Annotated in this window: 11 protein-coding genes; 5 read left to right on the top strand and 6 right to left on the bottom strand. The window is 63.2% G+C overall.

Features of this window, described 5'->3' with window-relative positions; translation table 11 throughout:
* Positions 1-41: 41 nt before the first annotated feature.
* On the top strand, positions 42-1,070 hold the full coding sequence (gene argC / locus HH302_RS18470; RefSeq protein ID WP_172203799.1) for an N-acetyl-gamma-glutamyl-phosphate reductase: 1,029 nt from the start codon (positions 42-44) through the stop codon (positions 1,068-1,070).
* Positions 1,071-1,196: 126 nt separating this feature from the next.
* Positions 1,197-1,547, top strand: a complete 351-nt coding sequence (erpA, locus tag HH302_RS18465) for an iron-sulfur cluster insertion protein ErpA (RefSeq protein WP_172203797.1) — start codon at positions 1,197-1,199, stop codon at positions 1,545-1,547.
* Between the two features lie 225 nt (positions 1,548-1,772).
* Here the strand turns inward: erpA and folE2 are convergent, their stop codons facing one another.
* From folE2 to HH302_RS18445, 4 genes are all read right to left on the bottom strand, one after another.
* Complete coding sequence (gene folE2, locus HH302_RS18460; RefSeq protein ID WP_172203795.1) at positions 1,773-2,600, bottom strand: GTP cyclohydrolase FolE2; 828 nt, start codon at positions 2,598-2,600, stop codon at positions 1,773-1,775.
* A 143-nt stretch (positions 2,601-2,743) separates the two neighbouring features.
* On the bottom strand, positions 2,744-4,621 hold the full coding sequence (gene dxs, locus HH302_RS18455; protein ID WP_172203793.1) for a 1-deoxy-D-xylulose-5-phosphate synthase: 1,878 nt from the start codon (positions 4,619-4,621) through the stop codon (positions 2,744-2,746).
* Positions 4,622-4,654: 33 nt separating this feature from the next.
* Positions 4,655-5,548 (bottom strand): polyprenyl synthetase family protein, encoded by an 894-nt coding sequence (locus HH302_RS18450; protein WP_172203791.1) that lies wholly within the window; start codon positions 5,546-5,548, stop codon positions 4,655-4,657.
* Positions 5,545-5,781: an exodeoxyribonuclease VII small subunit gene (locus HH302_RS18445; protein ID WP_172203789.1), complete on the bottom strand. Its 237-nt coding sequence runs from the start codon at positions 5,779-5,781 to the stop codon at positions 5,545-5,547. The genes HH302_RS18450 and HH302_RS18445 overlap by 4 nt, the downstream gene beginning before the upstream one ends.
* Before the next feature lie 151 nt (positions 5,782-5,932).
* Here HH302_RS18445 and HH302_RS18440 point away from each other — a divergent pair, with 151 nt between their 5' ends.
* Positions 5,933-7,030, top strand: coding sequence for an aromatic ring-hydroxylating dioxygenase subunit alpha (locus HH302_RS18440; RefSeq protein ID WP_216661985.1), 1,098 nt, complete (start codon positions 5,933-5,935; stop codon positions 7,028-7,030).
* Between the two features lie 69 nt (positions 7,031-7,099).
* Here the strand turns inward: HH302_RS18440 and HH302_RS18435 are convergent, their stop codons facing one another.
* Positions 7,100-8,935, bottom strand: a complete 1,836-nt coding sequence (locus tag HH302_RS18435) for a TolC family outer membrane protein (RefSeq protein WP_172203787.1) — start codon at positions 8,933-8,935, stop codon at positions 7,100-7,102.
* A gap of 267 nt (positions 8,936-9,202) precedes the next feature.
* On the opposite strand from HH302_RS18435, the gene HH302_RS18430 reads away from it, so the two are divergent.
* Together HH302_RS18430 and HH302_RS18425 are read left to right on the top strand one after the other, a co-directional pair.
* Complete coding sequence (locus HH302_RS18430; protein ID WP_371814732.1) at positions 9,203-9,892, top strand: transglutaminase-like cysteine peptidase; 690 nt, start codon at positions 9,203-9,205, stop codon at positions 9,890-9,892.
* A 9-nt stretch (positions 9,893-9,901) separates the two neighbouring features.
* On the top strand, positions 9,902-11,848 hold the full coding sequence (locus HH302_RS18425) for an EAL domain-containing protein (protein WP_172203785.1): 1,947 nt from the start codon (positions 9,902-9,904) through the stop codon (positions 11,846-11,848).
* Positions 11,849-11,932: 84 nt separating this feature from the next.
* Here the strand turns inward: HH302_RS18425 and HH302_RS18420 are convergent.
* The coding region (locus tag HH302_RS18420; protein ID WP_172203783.1) for an S-layer family protein at positions 11,933-15,708 on the bottom strand (3,776 nt) is incomplete at its 5' end.

Genomic DNA, 15,708 nt, shown 5'->3' with positions numbered 1-15,708 from the left:
TGGCGCCTTAGAATGTCTCGTCGAATTACGGAGTTGGAACCATGATCAAGGTTGGGATTGTCGGCGGCACCGGTTACACCGGCGTCGAATTGCTCCGCTTGCTCGCGCAGCACCCGGATGTCGAACTTGCGGCGATTACGTCGCGCTCCGAGGCGGGCATGCCGGTTGCCGACATGTTTCCGAGCCTGCGTCGCCGTGTGAATCTGGCTTTCCAGGACCCAGCAAGTGCCGGGCTGGATCAGTGCGATGTGGTGTTCTTTGCGACCCCGCATGGCGTCGCAATGGCACAGTCGCCGCAGTTGCTGGCGGCGGGCACCAAGGTGATCGATCTGGCGGCCGACTTCCGGCTCAAGTCGCTCGACGAGTTCAGCAAGTGGTACAAGATTCCGCACACCGCGCCAGACTTGTTGGAAGAGGCCGTATACGGCTTGCCGGAGCTGAACCGGAAGGCGATCGCCTCTGCGCGTGTGATCGCGAATCCGGGCTGTTATGCGACCGCGGTTCAGCTGGGTTTCCTGCCCCTGGTCGAGGCCGGCGTGGCCGATCTGGACCACCTGGTCGCGAATGCTGCATCCGGCGTGTCGGGAGCTGGCCGCAAGGCGGAAGTCGGTTCACTGTTTGCCGAAGCGAGCGACAACTTCAAGGCCTATGGCGTGGCCGGCCATCGCCATCTGCCTGAGATTTGCCAGGGCTTGGAGCAGGCCGCCGGTCGCAAGGTCGGGCTGACCTTCGTGCCGCATCTGCTGCCGCAGATCCGCGGCATTCTCGCAACGCTGTATGCACGTGTTAGTCCGGATATCGACGTACAGGCGCTTTATGAGAAGCGCTTTGCGGGGGAGCCTTTTGTCGATGTGATGCCCGCAGGCAGCACGCCGGACACCCGCTCGGTACGCGCTTCGAACATGGTGCGGATTGCGGTGCATCGCCCGCAGGGCGGCGATACGGTGGTCGTGCTGGTTGCCGAAGACAATCTGGTCAAGGGGGCTGCCGGTCAGGCGGTGCAGAACATGAACCTGATGTTCGGGCTTGAAGAAACGGCTGGCCTCACCCATATCCCGGTATTGCCCTGAACAATCTTCCGGTGCGGTAGAGCAACTGCAGCGGGTGGGGAACGCGGGGCCGTTTCACCGGTCGAACGGTTTGACGCCTCGCGCCCCAAAATCCATAATCAAACCCTTCTGAATCAGGAGTTTGCAATGACTACAGTGACTGAAGTGCCAGACTTCCTGGTCTTTACCGACAGTGCTGCCAGCAAGGTCAAGGAGTTGATCCTCGAAGAGGGCAACCCGGATCTCAAGCTGCGTGTGTTCGTCAGCGGCGGCGGTTGTTCGGGCTTCCAGTACGGCTTCACTTTCGACGAGATCACCAACGACGACGATACCGTGGTGACGAAGGAAGGCGTGACGCTTTTGATCGATCCGATGAGCTACCAGTACCTCACCGGCGCTGAGATCGACTACACGGAAGGTCTTGAGGGCGCTCAGTTCGTCATCAAGAACCCGAACGCCACCAGCACCTGTGGTTGCGGGTCGTCGTTCTCGGTCTGAGTTTTTCTGGGCGTAACGCCGCATCGCGTGGCGTTACGCTTGCTGGCCCCTTGGGCCGTAGGTTTGCCTGGTTCGGTGGGATCCGGCTCACGGTGCAATGCCGTGGCACGACAGGCTGGTCTGAAGTGAATCCGGTGGGTTTGCGTCGAACGAGGCTTTAGCGGGCGGTCCCGCGCGACACCGGCAGGCATTGCGGATGCCCGCGCCTGCCGGTTTGATTTGCGCTCAGGCGACGGCTGAGGTGCGCTTATCGCGCTCGATCAGCGCATAGGCGCTGTGGTTGTGGATCGACTCGAAGTTCTCGCATTCCACGACATAGGCGTAGATTCGCGCTTCGGCGTTGAGGCGGCCAGCGACGTCACGCACCATGTCTTCGACGAACTTCGGGTTGTCGTAGGCGCGTTCGGTGACCCATTTTTCGTCTGGCCGCTTGAGCAGGCCGAACAGCTCGCATGAGGCTTCCGACTCGACGAGCTGGACGATCTCTTCGATCCAGACACGCTCTTTTGCGAAAGCGGTGACCGTGACGTGGGATCGCTGATTGTGCGCGCCGCGCTCGGAAATCTTCTTCGAGCAGGGGCACAGGCTGGTGACCGGCACCAGTACCTTCATCGTGAACTCACACTCACCGCCCGGCTTGATCTCGCCCACGAAGGTGACTTCGTAGTCCATCAGGCTCTTCACGCCGGACACCGGCGCAGCCTTGTTGATGAAGAACGGGAAGGTCATCTCGATGTGGCCGGTCTCGGCTTCCAGTCGTTCGACCATTTCGCGCAGCATCGGCTCGAAGGACTCGACCGAGATCTCCTGGTCGTGACCGTTCAGGATCTCGATGAAGCGTGACATGTGGGTGCCTTTGAAATTGTGCGGCAAACCCACATACATGCTGAACGTCGCGACCGTATGCTGAACCCCGCCACTGCGGTCGGCAACCTTGACCGGATGGCGGATCGACTTGATGCCAACCTTGTTGATTGCGAGCCGGCGGCGATCTTCCGTGCTCTGAACGTCGGGCATCGGCGCGGCGACGTCGGGGGTGTTCTTGGTATCCATACGTCCTTTCCTGCCGGGCGCGCGTCGGATTGGCCGGGAGGAGGCGTGGTCCTGCGTGGGCTGGGTGTGCGCCCGGATTCTGGCTAGTTGGGGGCGGATGGCCCCCGAATCAAGGCGCCATCCTAACATTCCCGACTAAGTTACTAAACTATTGCGGCGATAGTTGCGAGCCGTGAGCGCACCCGCTCAATGATCTGCTCGGGGGTGAGGCCGATTTCAGTGAGCAGTTGGCCCTGGTCGCCGTGATCGACAAAGCGATCCGGCAGGCCCAGGCGCATGTGCGGTATTGCAATGCCCATTTCTTCCAGCGCGCGGGCGACTTCCGAGCCGGCGCCCCCGATTACCGCGTTCTCTTCCAGCGTGACCAGTAATTCGTGGTTTGCTGCGACGTCGCGCAGCATGTCGAGGTCCAGCGGTTTGATGAAACGCATGTTGACGACACTTGCGTCCAGCGCCTCACCGGCTTTGAGCGCGGCCGACAGCAGGGTGCCGAAAGCGAGCAGGGCGACGCGCTTGCCGTCGCGACGACGCTCGGCTTTGCCGATCGGTAGCGTGGTCAGTGCCGCATCGGGCACGACACCGGTGCCACTGCCGCGCGGATAACGGACGGCGGTCGGGCCGTCGTGGCGGTAGGCCGTGGTCAGCATCTTGCGGCACTCGTCCTCGTCCGCCGGTGCCATGATGACCATATTCGGTATGCAGGCAAGGAAGGAGAGGTCAAACGCGCCATGGTGGGTGGCGCCGTCGGCACCGACCAGACCGCCGCGGTCGATTGCGAGCATCACCGGCAGGTTCTGCAGCGCGATGTCATGGATCAACTGATCATAGGCGCGCTGCAGGAAGGTCGAATAGATCGCGACGACGGGCTTGGCGCCTTCACAGGCGAGACCCGCAGCGAAGGTCAGCGCGTGCTGCTCGGCGATACCAACGTCGAAATAGCGATCGGGGTGCTCCTGTTCGAAACGCACCAGGCCGGAGCCTTCGCGCATCGCAGGGGTAATCGCCATCAGTTTCGGGTCCGCCTTGGCCATGTCGCACAGCCAGTCGCCGAATACCTGGGTGAACGTGAGCTTACCGGCGGCTTTGCCGGCGCCGGTTGCGATGCCCTCTGTCTGGTCGAACTTGGCGACACCGTGGTACAGGATCGGGTCGTTCTCGGCGAGCTTGTAGCCTTGGCCCTTGCGCGTGATGACATGCAGGAAGAGCGGACCCTTCAGGTCACGCAGGTTCTGCAGCATCGGCACCAGGGCGTCGAGATCGTGTCCGTCGATCGGGCCGAAGTAGCGGAAGCCGAATTCTTCAAACAGCGTGCCGGGCATCATCATGCCCTTCACGTGCTCTTCGGTGCGCCGCGCAAACTCGAAGACTGGTGGCGGCAACTGCTCCAGGAAGCGTTTGCCGATGTCGCGCGCGCCGTTGAAGATGCGGCCCGAGAGCAAGCGCGAAAGATGCTTGTTCAGCGCGCCAACCGGCGGCGAGATCGACATCTCGTTGTCGTTCAGGATGACGAGTACGTCGCTGTCCGCCACGCCGGCATTGTTGAGCGCTTCGAACGCCATGCCGGCGCTCATTGCGCCATCACCAATCACGGCGATCGCCTTGCGCGCCTCGCCGCTGCGCTGTGCCGCGATCGCCATGCCGAGCGCGGCCGAAATCGAGGTGGACGAGTGTGCGGTGCCGAAGGTGTCGTATTCGCTTTCGCAGCGGCGCGGGAAGCCGGAGATCCCTTGATAGAGCCGCAGCGTCGACATTGCCTTGCGGCGACCGGTGAGGATCTTGTGGCCGTAGGTCTGGTGGCCCACGTCCCAGACAATGCGGTCTGCCGGTGTGTTGAAGACGTAATGCAGCGCGATGGTCAGCTCGACCGTGCCAAGGTTTGACGAGAGATGTCCGCCCGTTTTGGATACCGAGTCGAGCAGAAAGCTGCGCAATTCGTCGGCCAGCTGGGCAAGGTCCTTGCGTTCGAGCTGGCGCAGGTCGGCCGGGTGCTCGATGCGGTCAAGCAAGGGATAGGCGTTCATGTGTTACGAAGTCCCCAAATTCTTGTCGTGTCGTCAGAAGGAACGGTCCACGATGTAGTCGGTCAGCTGGGCTAGGCGACGGGCGCGTTCGCCGAACATGGCGAGGCTGGCGTGTGCGTCACTGCGCAGGTCCGCGGCAAACCGTTTGGCCTCGCTCGACCCGAGCAGGGTCACGTAGGTCGGCTTGTTGTTGGCGGCATCCTTGCCGGCGGTTTTGCCCAGAGTGGTGGTGTCCGCTTCGGCGTCGAGGATGTCGTCTACGACCTGGAACAACAGGCCGATGGACTTGCCGAAACGATCGAGCGCCTGCAGTGCGTCAGGGGGAACGTCACCGCACAGCGCCCCGAGTTGGACCGAGGCGCGGATCAGCGCACCGGTCTTGTGAAGGTGCATGACTTCGAGCGATTCGCGATCCAGCGTCTGGCCGACCGATGCAAGGTCGATCGCCTGGCCGCCGGCCATGCCGCGCGAACCGGAAGCGCGCGCAAGCAGCTGCAGTGCTTCGAGTTGGCGACGGCTATCGTCGAACAGATCCGGTTCGGCGAGAACCAGGAAGGCTTGCGTCTGCAATGCGTCGCCAACCAGCAGCGCGGTCGCTTCGTCGTATTCGACGTGCACCGTTGGCTTGCCGCGACGCAGCACATCGTCGTCCATGCAGGGCATGTCGTCATGCACGAGCGAATAGGCATGGATCATTTCGACGGCACAGGCCGCATGATCCAGGGCGCGAGCGTTGGCGCTGGCGAGTTCGCCCGCCGCGTAGACGAGCATCGGGCGCACCCGTTTGCCGCCACCCAGCGTGGCGTATCGCATGGCGTCGTGCAGGCGCTGCGGCGCGATGCGTGCATCCGGCAGCAGGCGTTCCAGCGCGGCTTCGGTTTCGGCCTGGCGTTGCCGCATCCATGCGGCGAGCTGCGGATCGCTCATGACGCGTTGCTTTCGTCGCCGAAGGTTTCCAGGCGCCCGTTCTCAAGGATGCGGATACGATTCTCGGCCTCGCTCAGCGTACCCTCGCAGTAGCGGAGCAGCCGGGTGCCGCGTTCGAAATGCGCGAGCGCTTGTTCCAAAGGCAGATCGGGGGCTTCCATGGCGGCAACGATCGATTCAAGCTCGGTCATTGCGGCTTCGAAAGACTTGGGTTTGTCGCTGGTCTTTGCCATCGAGGATGTCTTGGCCGGAAGGCGTGGAGTTCCTTGGCGGGAGCGGTATCATGCCCGAGCCAAAGACCTTTTCGTAGGTTGTTGGTTTAATTATACTTTAACGCTTTTTGCTCGCCGGCCTTGCCGGCAGTGGAGGTTGGGGATACCCATTATGTCTCTGCGTGAACAGCTGGCACCGGCGGTGTCGCAATTGCCCGTGTCCTGGTATTTCGATGAAAAGGTCTTCGAGCTGGAGCAGCGCCTTATCTTCGATGCCGGCCCTGGCTACGTGGGGCATGAACGCATGGTCCCCGAAGTCGCTGATTATCGCTCGATCGAGTGGCTGGACCACGCGAAAATGCTGATCCGCAACAACGATGCGGTGTGGCTGATGTCGAACATCTGCCGTCATCGTCAGGCGATCATGCTGCAGGGCTCGGGCAAGGCGAACAACATCGTTTGCCCGATCCACCGCTGGACCTACGACAACGCGGGTGAGCTGATCGGGGCGCCACACTTTCCGCAGAATCCGTGCCTTCACCTCAATAAGCAGAAGCTGGAGTCCTGGCACGGCTTGCTGTTCAAGGGGCCGCGCTCGCCGAACGTCGATTTGGCCGGCATGAAACTCGCCAGTGAGCTCAACTTCGACGGCTATGTGCTCGACCACGTCGAGATCCACGAGTGCAACTACAACTGGAAGACCTTCATCGAGGTCTACCTAGAGGATTACCACGTTGCGCCGTTCCACCCTGGCTTGGGCAACTTCGTTACTTGCGACGATCTGACCTGGCAGTTCGGCGACTGGTATTCGGTGCAACGCGTCGGCATCACCTCACTGGCGAAGGCGGGCTCGCCGAGCTATGCGAAGTGGCACAAGGCGGTGCTGGACTACTATGGCGGCGAGGTACCCAAGCACGGCGCGATCTGGCTGACCTACTACCCGAACATCATGGTCGAGTGGTATCCGCATGTCTTGGTGGTGAGCACCGTGATTCCGCGTGGCGTCGACAAGACCACGAACGTCGTCGAGTTCTACTACCCGGAAGAGATTGCCGCTTTCGAGCCGGAATTCATCAAAGCTGAGCAGGCCGCCTACATGGAGACCTGCATTGAAGATGACGAGATCGGTGAGCGGATGGACCGTGGCCGTCGCGCCTTGCTGGCGGAGGGGCGCAATGAAGTGGGCCCTTACCAGACGCCGATGGAAGATGGCATGCAGCACTTCCACGAGTTCTATCGTCGTGTGATGGGCGAAGCGCTGGGCGCGTGATTTCGGTGCGACGGATGGGCAAAAAGAAAAGGCCGCCAATTTGGCGGCCTTTTTTCATGCGAGCTTAGCTCAGGGTTTCGGCTGCCCTTGAAGCTCGATGACAACGCGACGATCGGGGGCCAGGCAAGCCACGTACTCCGCGTTGTCGCGGTTCTTCGGATTGATCTGGTCACACTTCGCGAGCGGATCGCTGCTGCCCTTGCCGACCACTTCGAATTTTTCCGCCGGCAGACCCTTCTTGACCAGATAGTCGCGGACGGTAGCGGCACGGCGTTCTGACAGTTTGCGATTGAACTCGGGCGCCCCCAGGCGATCGGTGTAACCGGTCACCGTGATGCGGTCGATCTTGAAGCGGCTGGCGTCGCTGACGAACTTGTCGAGCGGGCCAGTTCCCTCCGGCCGTAGCGCATCGCTACGGTAATGGAAGAGGGCGTCGGCGCCTTGCTTGCTGGTCAGCGCTGCGGTGCGAGCGCGCTCGGCGAGCGCGTCGCTTCGAGCAGGTCGGTTTGCAAGGGCTGCCGCGGTATCGAGCGGCTTGGGAATCACGACGTCGGTTGCACAGGTGACTGCCGCGTCCTCGGCCGGGGCCTCACGGCGATCTTCTTCCGGTGCTTCTTTCGCCAGCGGGGCGAGCTTCAGCGCCGGCAGCAGGCGGTGTGCCTGCGCAAGGAGCCGGTACTCGGCAACGATGGCGTCGGTGCGCGCGCGGGTCAGCGAGCGGCGAGCCTCGAACAACTCGTTCTCGGTATCAAGCAGATCGAGCAAGGTGCGCTGTCCGATATCGAACTGTTGGCGATAGGCGTCGCGGGCCTTCTCGGTGGAGAGCGCGTGCTGCTCCATGTAGGCAATCTGCTCGCGCAGTGCACGCACATCGTTGTAGGCGATACCGGTCTGTTGTGCGACATCGCGGCAGGTTTTGTCGCGCAGATCGATTGCCTGGTAGTACAGCTCGGATGACTGCTTGACGCGCGCCTGATCGGAGCCGCCACGGAAGAGGTTGTAGTTGAGGACGACCTGCGCCTGCGTCGAGTTGTAGTTACCGGGCGCGCCGTCGAGGTTGCGGTCCCAGTTCTGCCCGACGCGCAGCTCTACGCTCGGCATGTAGCCTGCGCGACGCAGCTCGGTTTCGGCACGTGCAGCACGTAGTGCGGCGACCGCAGCCTGGAAGGAGGGGTTCGCGGCAACCGCGTCGGTGACCGGATTCGTACCCTGCGGCAAGGCGGTGCTGACATCGGGGAGCGAAGCGAGTGTCGCGCCGGGCATCTGGCCGACAATGCGGCGATAGCGTTCGGTGACGTCGTGCAGGTTTGAGGTTTCGGTCAACCAGTTGGACTGCGCGAGGGCCAGGCGGCCAGCCGCCTGCTCAAGGTCCACCCGCCGGCCGACACCGGCTTTGACGCGATCTTCGATCTGGCCGAATACCTCGCGGTGCGTGGCCCAGTTGTCGCGCGCAAGCTCCTCGAGCTTGCGATAGCGAAGCACATCGGCGTAGGCCTGGGCGGCCCCGAGCGCGACATCATCGGACGTGGCGAGCAACTCGTAGTAGCGTGCGAGCTTGCTGTAGCCGAGTCGTTTCACGTCGCTCGACGTGGCGAAACCATCGAACACCAACTGTCGCAGCGTGACGCTTGCGCCGGGGCGGTTGAACCAGCCGGTATCCACGCTCGGATAGTCGCGGCGCTCCTGGCCGGCAAAGGCCTCGACGTCCACGCGGGGAAACCAGTTGCCCCGCGCGGCACCCTGTTCGTTTTCGGCGGCCCGAAGCGCGTGGTAGCGCGCCATGACTTCGGGGTTCTTCATGATCGCCTGCTCGACGGCTTCCGGCAGGCTGTTCCCGGCAAAAGCGGGGCTGACAAAGGCTGTAGCGACGAGTGCGGCAAGAAGCGAATATTTCGCCAAACGCATGGGTGATTGTGTCCTGTCTGCAATGCAAAATCCCAGCGCCAGGGTGGCTGGACGGGATATGTCGCGCGGATTATTCACGTAAGATCAAGAAAAACAAAGGCTTGAAGGCGTTATCGTGCCGTATTTCACACATAGGCTCGCGGATTTAACGGGTGTTTGCGAAATTAGCGATTTCGCATCGCCGGCGGCGGTCAAGACTGCCGAACATCTGTCGATCATCCTTATTGATTTGCCTGTCTGAAGAAGATTGCGCCGAGCCGGTTTCTGGTGACTTCCGTTCGTATCAAATCCGCCTTCGCCCGCAGGGCTACCGCACGCTTGTGGGGTGCCTTGGCGTGCGTTGTGCTGGCGGCGAGCGCCATGCTCACGCTGGCGGACGACGCGTCGCTCATCGCCTTGGCCAAGCAGCGCTATGGTGCCGCGGCGGGCGCGCTGGTTCAGGAGTGGCGCGAGTTCATCGTGGCGCAGAAGGGCGTGCCGGAGGCTGATGCACTCAAGCGGGTCAACGACTTCTTCAATCGGCGGATCCGCTTTGCCGATGACGCCGAGATCTGGCGCCAGCCGGACTACTGGGCAACCCCGATCGAAATGATGGGCAAGGGCGCAGGCGACTGCGAGGACTACACCATTGCCAAGTATTTTTCGCTGCGCGAGCTGGGCGTGCCGGCCGCCAAGCTGCGGCTGATCTATGTGAAGGCACGAATCGGCGGCCCTGCCAGTTCGATCACGCAGGCTCACATGGTGCTCGGTTACTACGAGACGCCGGATGCGCAGCCGCTGGTGCTGGACAGCCTGATCGGCGAGATCCGACCCGCAGCACAGCGCCCGGATCTGGTGCCGGTATTCAGCTTCAACGCCGAGGGCGTATACGCCGGCGGCGCGGTCAGCTCGATCGAACGGCTGTCGCGATGGAAAGACCTGCAACTCAAAATGAAGGCCGAAGGCTACACGCCCTGAGGAGAAACGATGTCATTGCTCCGCCAACTCTGGATCACGGTGATTTTCGCGAGCCTGCTCGCTTGGCTTGGCAGCTTTGCTGTCAGCACCGTGACCGCGCGCAACTATCTCGAACAGCAGTTGCTGGCGCAAGGCGCCGATGCGGCGACCTCGCTTGCGCTGTCGATGACGCAGAACGCGAAGGATCCGGCGATGCGCGAATTGATGGTGACCGCGCTGTTCGATTCCGGCCATTTCGAGTTGGTGCGATTCAGCGACGTCGGCGGCGCAGTGAGTGTGGAGCGGCGCCAGCAGGTAGTGGAGACCGATGCGCCTGCGTGGTTCGTGCGCATGCTGCCGATCGAGGCCAAGCCTGGTGAAGCGTTGGTCAGCGACGGTTGGAGCCAGGCCGGCAAGGTCACCGTGATCGCCCACAAACGCTTTGCCTACGATGCGCTGTGGCGCGGCACCTTGCAGCTGTTGGGAGTGATGCTGGTGATCGGCGCGCTGCTCGGTTGGGCCGTGACGCGGATGATTCGCTGGATCCGCCGGCCGATCAACGAGATGGTTCAGCAAGCCAAAGCGATCGGCGAGCGGCGCTTCGTCACGATGCCTGAGCCGAGGGTGGTGGAACTGCGCAGTGCAGTGCGCGCGCTGAATCTGATGGTCGAGCAGGTCAAGGCGATGTTCGCCGAGCAAGCCAACCGCATCGAGGATCTGCGCTCCGATGCTAACCGCGACAGCATGACGGCGCTTCCCAACCGCAGCTTCTTCAGTGGCCGCCTGCGCAGCGAGCTGGATGGTGACGATAGCGCGCCGAGCGGTGCGCTGGCCTTGGTTCGTTTGTCCGAGCTTGCCGAGGTCAACCGTCGGCTCGGCCGCGAACGCACCGACGCACTGATCCGCGCCACTGCCGACGTCCTGCGGGAAGTGGCTGGCGGGCGGGAGAGCCATGTCGTGGCGCGCCTGAACGGCGCCGACTTCGCATGGCTGATGCCGGGCGCCGCCGCGACCGAGGCCGGCGAATGGGCCTCCACCGTCGCACGTGGCCTCGAAGCCCTGCACCGGCACGGCCATGCAGACCAGACGCCGGTGGCGCACATTGGCGTAGCCCGCTACAAGCGCGGCGACGAGTTGGGTACCGTGCTGGCGCGGGCCGATGCGGCCTTGATGGCGGCGGAGAGTGCCGGCCGCAGCGAGCCGGTGGTGAGCCTGGACGACGCGCCACTGGCCGCGCGCACCCATGACGAATGGCGCCAGTTGTTGAGTGACGCGCTGCGCGCCCGCGGCTTTGCGTTGGCGACCTTTCCGGTGCTGCATGTCGATGGTCGCGCCTGGCATGACGAAGCGATGATCCGCATGCGCGCGCCAGACGATGGCACGCCCTGGACCGCAGGCCAGTTCATGCCGGCGGCAGATCGTCTTGGCATGACCTGTGACCTCGATCTGCTTGCGGTTGAGCTGGCGCTGCAGCGGCTGCAGACGCACAGCGGTGCGATTGCGGTGAACCTGTCGCCGATCTCCTTGCAGGATTTGCGCTTCCGCGAAGGGCTGCAACGCCTGCTTGCCAGCGCGCCGGCCGCTGCGCGCCGGCTGTGGGTGGAAGTGGCCGAAGCGGGGCTCGATCAGGGGCTTGCTGGCCTCGCGGCGGTATCGCCGATCCTTGCGCAGTTCGGCGTCAAGCTCGGCATCGAACACTTCGGTCGCCATTTCTCGGCGATTCCGCGGCTCTACGCCCAGCGCGTTGACTACCTGAAAATCGACGGCACTTTTGTTGCAGGCATTGAGGACAACGCAGGCAACCAGCGATTGGTGAAGGCAATTGCCGACGTCGCGCGCGGCCTGGAGATCCAGGTGATCGCCGAGCGGGTGCACACCGATGCCGAATGGCACACCTTGGCCGAGCTCGGGGTCGCGGGCGTCACGGGGCCTGCGGCAAGCCGGCGTGCGAGTGCCGCAGCGGGGCGTTCGCAGTAAGCGGGAAAAACAACGGGCAACGCCGTGGCGCTGCCCGTTGCAATTGAGTGGCCTCTTCGGGTTGGGGCCGTCAGGTTTCCAGCTTCAATCGACGATCAAGGTGCCGTTCTTGATGAGCGTCTTGAGGAGGGTGCTTTCGTCGCCAGCCGTGACACTCGTCGCCGTGTAGAGGTTCACCCCCTGCAGCACGATCGTCTGGTCTTCCGCGCCAGCGTTGAAGGTTCCGCCGGTGAAACCACCCGATTTGCTGATGTGCAGAACGGTGGCGAGGGTCGCACCGCTGCCGGTTACCTCGACGTCGATGTAGTTCAGCAAGTTCGAAATCTCGACCGCCGAGGCGGCGTTACCGGTATTGCCCGAACTGGTGTGCTCGCCTTGCAGCAGATCGCGCAGATCCAGCACATCGCCACCGCCTGTCGGCACGCCAGCCGTGCCGGACTGGATATTGTTGTATCCGCCTCCGTAAGTGAAGTCGGTGATCTTGTCCACCGCGGGCGTGCCCGTGGGCCCAGCATCGGCAAGGTGCCAGACAAACACATCCGATCCGCTGCCACCGGTCAGCGTGTCATTGCCGCCGCCACCCACGATGTAGTCGTTGCCGCCTCCACCGCTGATCACGTTGGCCGCGCTGTTGCCTTCGATCCGGTTATTCGCCGAGTTGCCGGACAAGTTGATGGCGAACGAGCCTTCGGCGGTCAGGTTCTCGAAATTGCTTGCGAGCGTATAGGTCGTCACCGTCGGATGTGCGGCGTAGTACGTGCTGTCGAGGATGACGGTGTCCGTCCCTTCGTTGGCGTTCTCGACCAGGGTGTCGGTGCCGGTTGTCAGGCGATAGGTGTCATCGCCGGTACCGCCGGTCAGCGTGTTGGTGCCGGCACCGCCTGTGAGGAGATCGTTGCCGATCCCGCCGTTCAGGATGTCATTGCCGGCTCCGCCGTCGAGCGTATCCGCGCCGCCGTTGCCGATCAGCGTGTCATCGCCGTCCCCACCTGTCAGCCAGTCGCGGCTGGTACCACCGGTGATCGTATTGTTCGATGCGTCGCCGTCGAGAATGCTGCCGGTGCGCAGTTGCCACGAACCAGAGGCGGCGTCGTACACCAGATCCTGAATCCGCGGATCGACGAGCGTTGGCGCCGACTCGTTGGTAAATAGCGCGGTGTTGGTGAGCGCCATCACCTGGTAGCTCGATGCTGGATCGCCGCTGGCTTTGTACTCGATGCGCAGACGCGCATTGCCGCCTTGCTCCCAATAAAGCAGCTCGAATGCTTGCAAGCCGCCGTTCAGATCGCCAAGGGCAACGTTGGTAAAGATGCGCGTGGTGGGGCCCTGGTTGCCGTCATATTCCAACAGCGTCTGTCCGGCGACATTGAGGCGGAAGCCATCATCGGCGGTGACGCGGAAGTCATACGAGCCGTGCTGGACGTACATCTGGCCAGAGAGGCGAATTGCCGCGTCCGTGGTGAGGCCCAGGCCCGACGTGCCGCCGGTATTGCCGGCGCCTGTCTGAACGATGCCGGTGGGCTGGTCCTGATCGAGGAAGTTGCTGAGCCCACGTGTCGTCGAGTTGGCGTTGCCGTCACCGGTGGGCAGGGCCGAGCCAGCAGCCACGTTGCTGTTAGAGCCCAGCGCCGAGTTCACCGTAGGGTTGAAACCGTAGTCCAGCGAGCGGGCCTTGAACGCCACGTCGGCGGCGTTGGTGGTCGCCGTGGCCGAGCTGCCGACCAGGTTGTTACTGCCACCCGCGAGGGCGTTGCGGCCGTTGATGATGGTGTACATATCCTCAACCGAGTTGAGGTTGCCCGCCACCAGATGGTTGCCGAAAGTGGCCGTGCCATCATCACTGTGCGTACGGTAGCCGCTTCCAGGGCTGGCCGTTTCGTTGTAGCCGAAGAACTCCCCGTTAAGGCCGGTGGCATTTACGCTGACCACAGACGGCGTGCCGGCGGTGAGATCCTGCGTGCCGGTCACGGCCACGGTCAGCGTCGTGGTGGCAGTGCCGCCGTGACCGTCGCTGATCGTGTAGGTGAAGACATCGTTGGCCACCTGCCCGGCGGTCAAGTTCTGCACCGCGGTACTGGTGTTGTTCAGCGCGTAGTTGTACGTGCCGTCACTGTTGAGCGTCAGGGTGCCGTAGGTGCCCACGATCGCAGTTCCCACGCCGCCAGCGGGTGCGGTGGCCGGCGTTCCACTGGTGACACCGGTGACGGTGAGCGGGTCACCATCGACATCGGTGTCGCGACCAGGGGCTGTGGTGATCACGTTGCCGGTTGCCGTCAGCGTGGTGTCCTCCTTGACCGCCGCGGTATCGGCTGCGGCCACTGGAGCGTCATTGGCGCCGTTGATGGTGACGCTGATGACTTGCGAGGCCGTGCCATCGGCCGACTTCACCGTGATCGAGTCGGTCAGGGTCTGACCGACGCCGAGCGACTGGATTGCGCTCTGTGCGTTGTTGGCCGCGTAAGTCCAGGCTCCGGTGCTGGTGTTGAAGGTGAAAGTGCCGTAGGTGCCGGCGAGCGAAGCCGGCGACTGGAATACGGCCTGACCTGCATCCACGTCGGTCACGGTCAGTGCACCTGACGCGATCAGGTTGCCACCAGACACTGCAGCATCTTCCGTCACCGAGCCCGTTGCCGAGCCGGTGATTGCCGCGTTGTCGTTAGCACCGGTGACCGTGACGTCGATGGTCTTCGACGCCGACCCGTCAAGGCTGCTGACCGTAAGCGTGTCGTGTACCACCTGGGCGCCAACTAGCCCCTGCGTGGTGGCCTTCGTGTTGTCGAGCGTGTAGGTCCAGGCACCCGTCGTTGTGTTGAAGGTGAAGTTGCCGTAGGTGCCTGCCAGCGATGCGGGAGCCAGGAAACTCGACTGACCCGCATCGGTGTCGCTGATGATCAAGTTGCCCGACGTGGTCGGCGTGCCTGCCGTTGCGTTGTTCACGCCGCCAGCTTCCGTAACCGATCCCGTCGCGGGCCCCTGAATCATTGCCACGTCGTTGGCGCCGTTGATTGTGACGCTGATGACCTGCGACGCAGTGCCGTCCGCGGACTTCACGGTGATCGAATCGGTCAGCGACTGACCTGCGCCGAGCGACTGGATCGCGGCTTGGCTGTTGTTCGCAGCGTAGGTCCACGCGCCGGTCGTGGTGTTGAACGTGAAGGTGCCGTAGGTGCCGGCCAGCGTGGCTGGGGTTTGGAACACGGCTTCACCCGAATCCACGTCGCTCACTGCCAAGCTGCCCGACGCAGTGAGGTAGCCCGAGGTGACGGCAACGTCTTCGGTCATCGTGCCGGTTGCGGTGCCGGTGATCGCGGCGGTGTCGTTGGCACCGGTCACGGTCACATCGATCGCCTTGGTCGCGGTGCCATCCAGGCTCGTGACGGTCAGCGTGTCATGCACGATCTGGCCGTTGGTCAGTGCTTGTGTCGCGGCCTTGGTGTTGTCGAGTGCGTACGTCCAGGCGCCGGTCGCGGCGTTGAAGGTGAAGGTGCCGTAGGTGCCGGACAGCGAAGCCGGGGCCACAGCCTGGAAGCTCGATTGACCGGCATCGGCATCGGACACGGTGACCGTACCGGACGCATTCGGCGTGCCGGCGATCGCATTCGCCACACCACCGGCTTCCACCACCGTGCCGGTGGCGGTGCCACCGATGGTGGCGCCGTCGTTGGTGCCGTTGATCGTGACGCTGATGACCTGCGAGGCCGTACCGTCCGCGGACTTCACCGTGATCGAATCGGTCAGCGACTGGCCTGCGCCGAGCGACTGGATCGCGGACTGCGCGTTGTTCGCAGCGTAGGTCCATGCCCCGGTCGTGGTGTTGAAGGTGAAGGTGCCGTAGGTGCCAGCCAGCGTGGCAGGCGTCG

Source organism: Niveibacterium sp. COAC-50 (assembly GCF_013184235.1).
GTDB classification, from domain to species: domain Bacteria; phylum Pseudomonadota; class Gammaproteobacteria; order Burkholderiales; family Rhodocyclaceae; genus Niveibacterium; species Niveibacterium microcysteis.
The sequence above is the reverse complement of the archived record's forward strand: the minus strand, read 5'-3'. Positions and strand labels throughout refer to the sequence as shown.

Coding starts and splice junctions, on each gene's coding strand:
- argC (WP_172203799.1), top strand. CDS start 42: ATGATCAAGGTTGGGATTGTCGGCGGCACCGGTTACACCGGCGTCGAA.
- erpA (WP_172203797.1), top strand. CDS start 1,197: ATGACTACAGTGACTGAAGTGCCAGACTTCCTGGTCTTTACCGACAGT.
- folE2 (WP_172203795.1), bottom strand. CDS start 2,600: ATGGATACCAAGAACACCCCCGACGTCGCCGCGCCGATGCCCGACGTT.
- dxs (WP_172203793.1), bottom strand. CDS start 4,621: ATGAACGCCTATCCCTTGCTTGACCGCATCGAGCACCCGGCCGACCTG.
- HH302_RS18450 (WP_172203791.1), bottom strand. CDS start 5,548: ATGAGCGATCCGCAGCTCGCCGCATGGATGCGGCAACGCCAGGCCGAA.
- HH302_RS18445 (WP_172203789.1), bottom strand. CDS start 5,781: ATGGCAAAGACCAGCGACAAACCCAAGTCTTTCGAAGCCGCAATGACC.
- HH302_RS18440 (WP_216661985.1), top strand. CDS start 5,933: ATGTCTCTGCGTGAACAGCTGGCACCGGCGGTGTCGCAATTGCCCGTG.
- HH302_RS18435 (WP_172203787.1), bottom strand. CDS start 8,935: ATGCGTTTGGCGAAATATTCGCTTCTTGCCGCACTCGTCGCTACAGCC.
- HH302_RS18425 (WP_172203785.1), top strand. CDS start 9,902: ATGTCATTGCTCCGCCAACTCTGGATCACGGTGATTTTCGCGAGCCTG.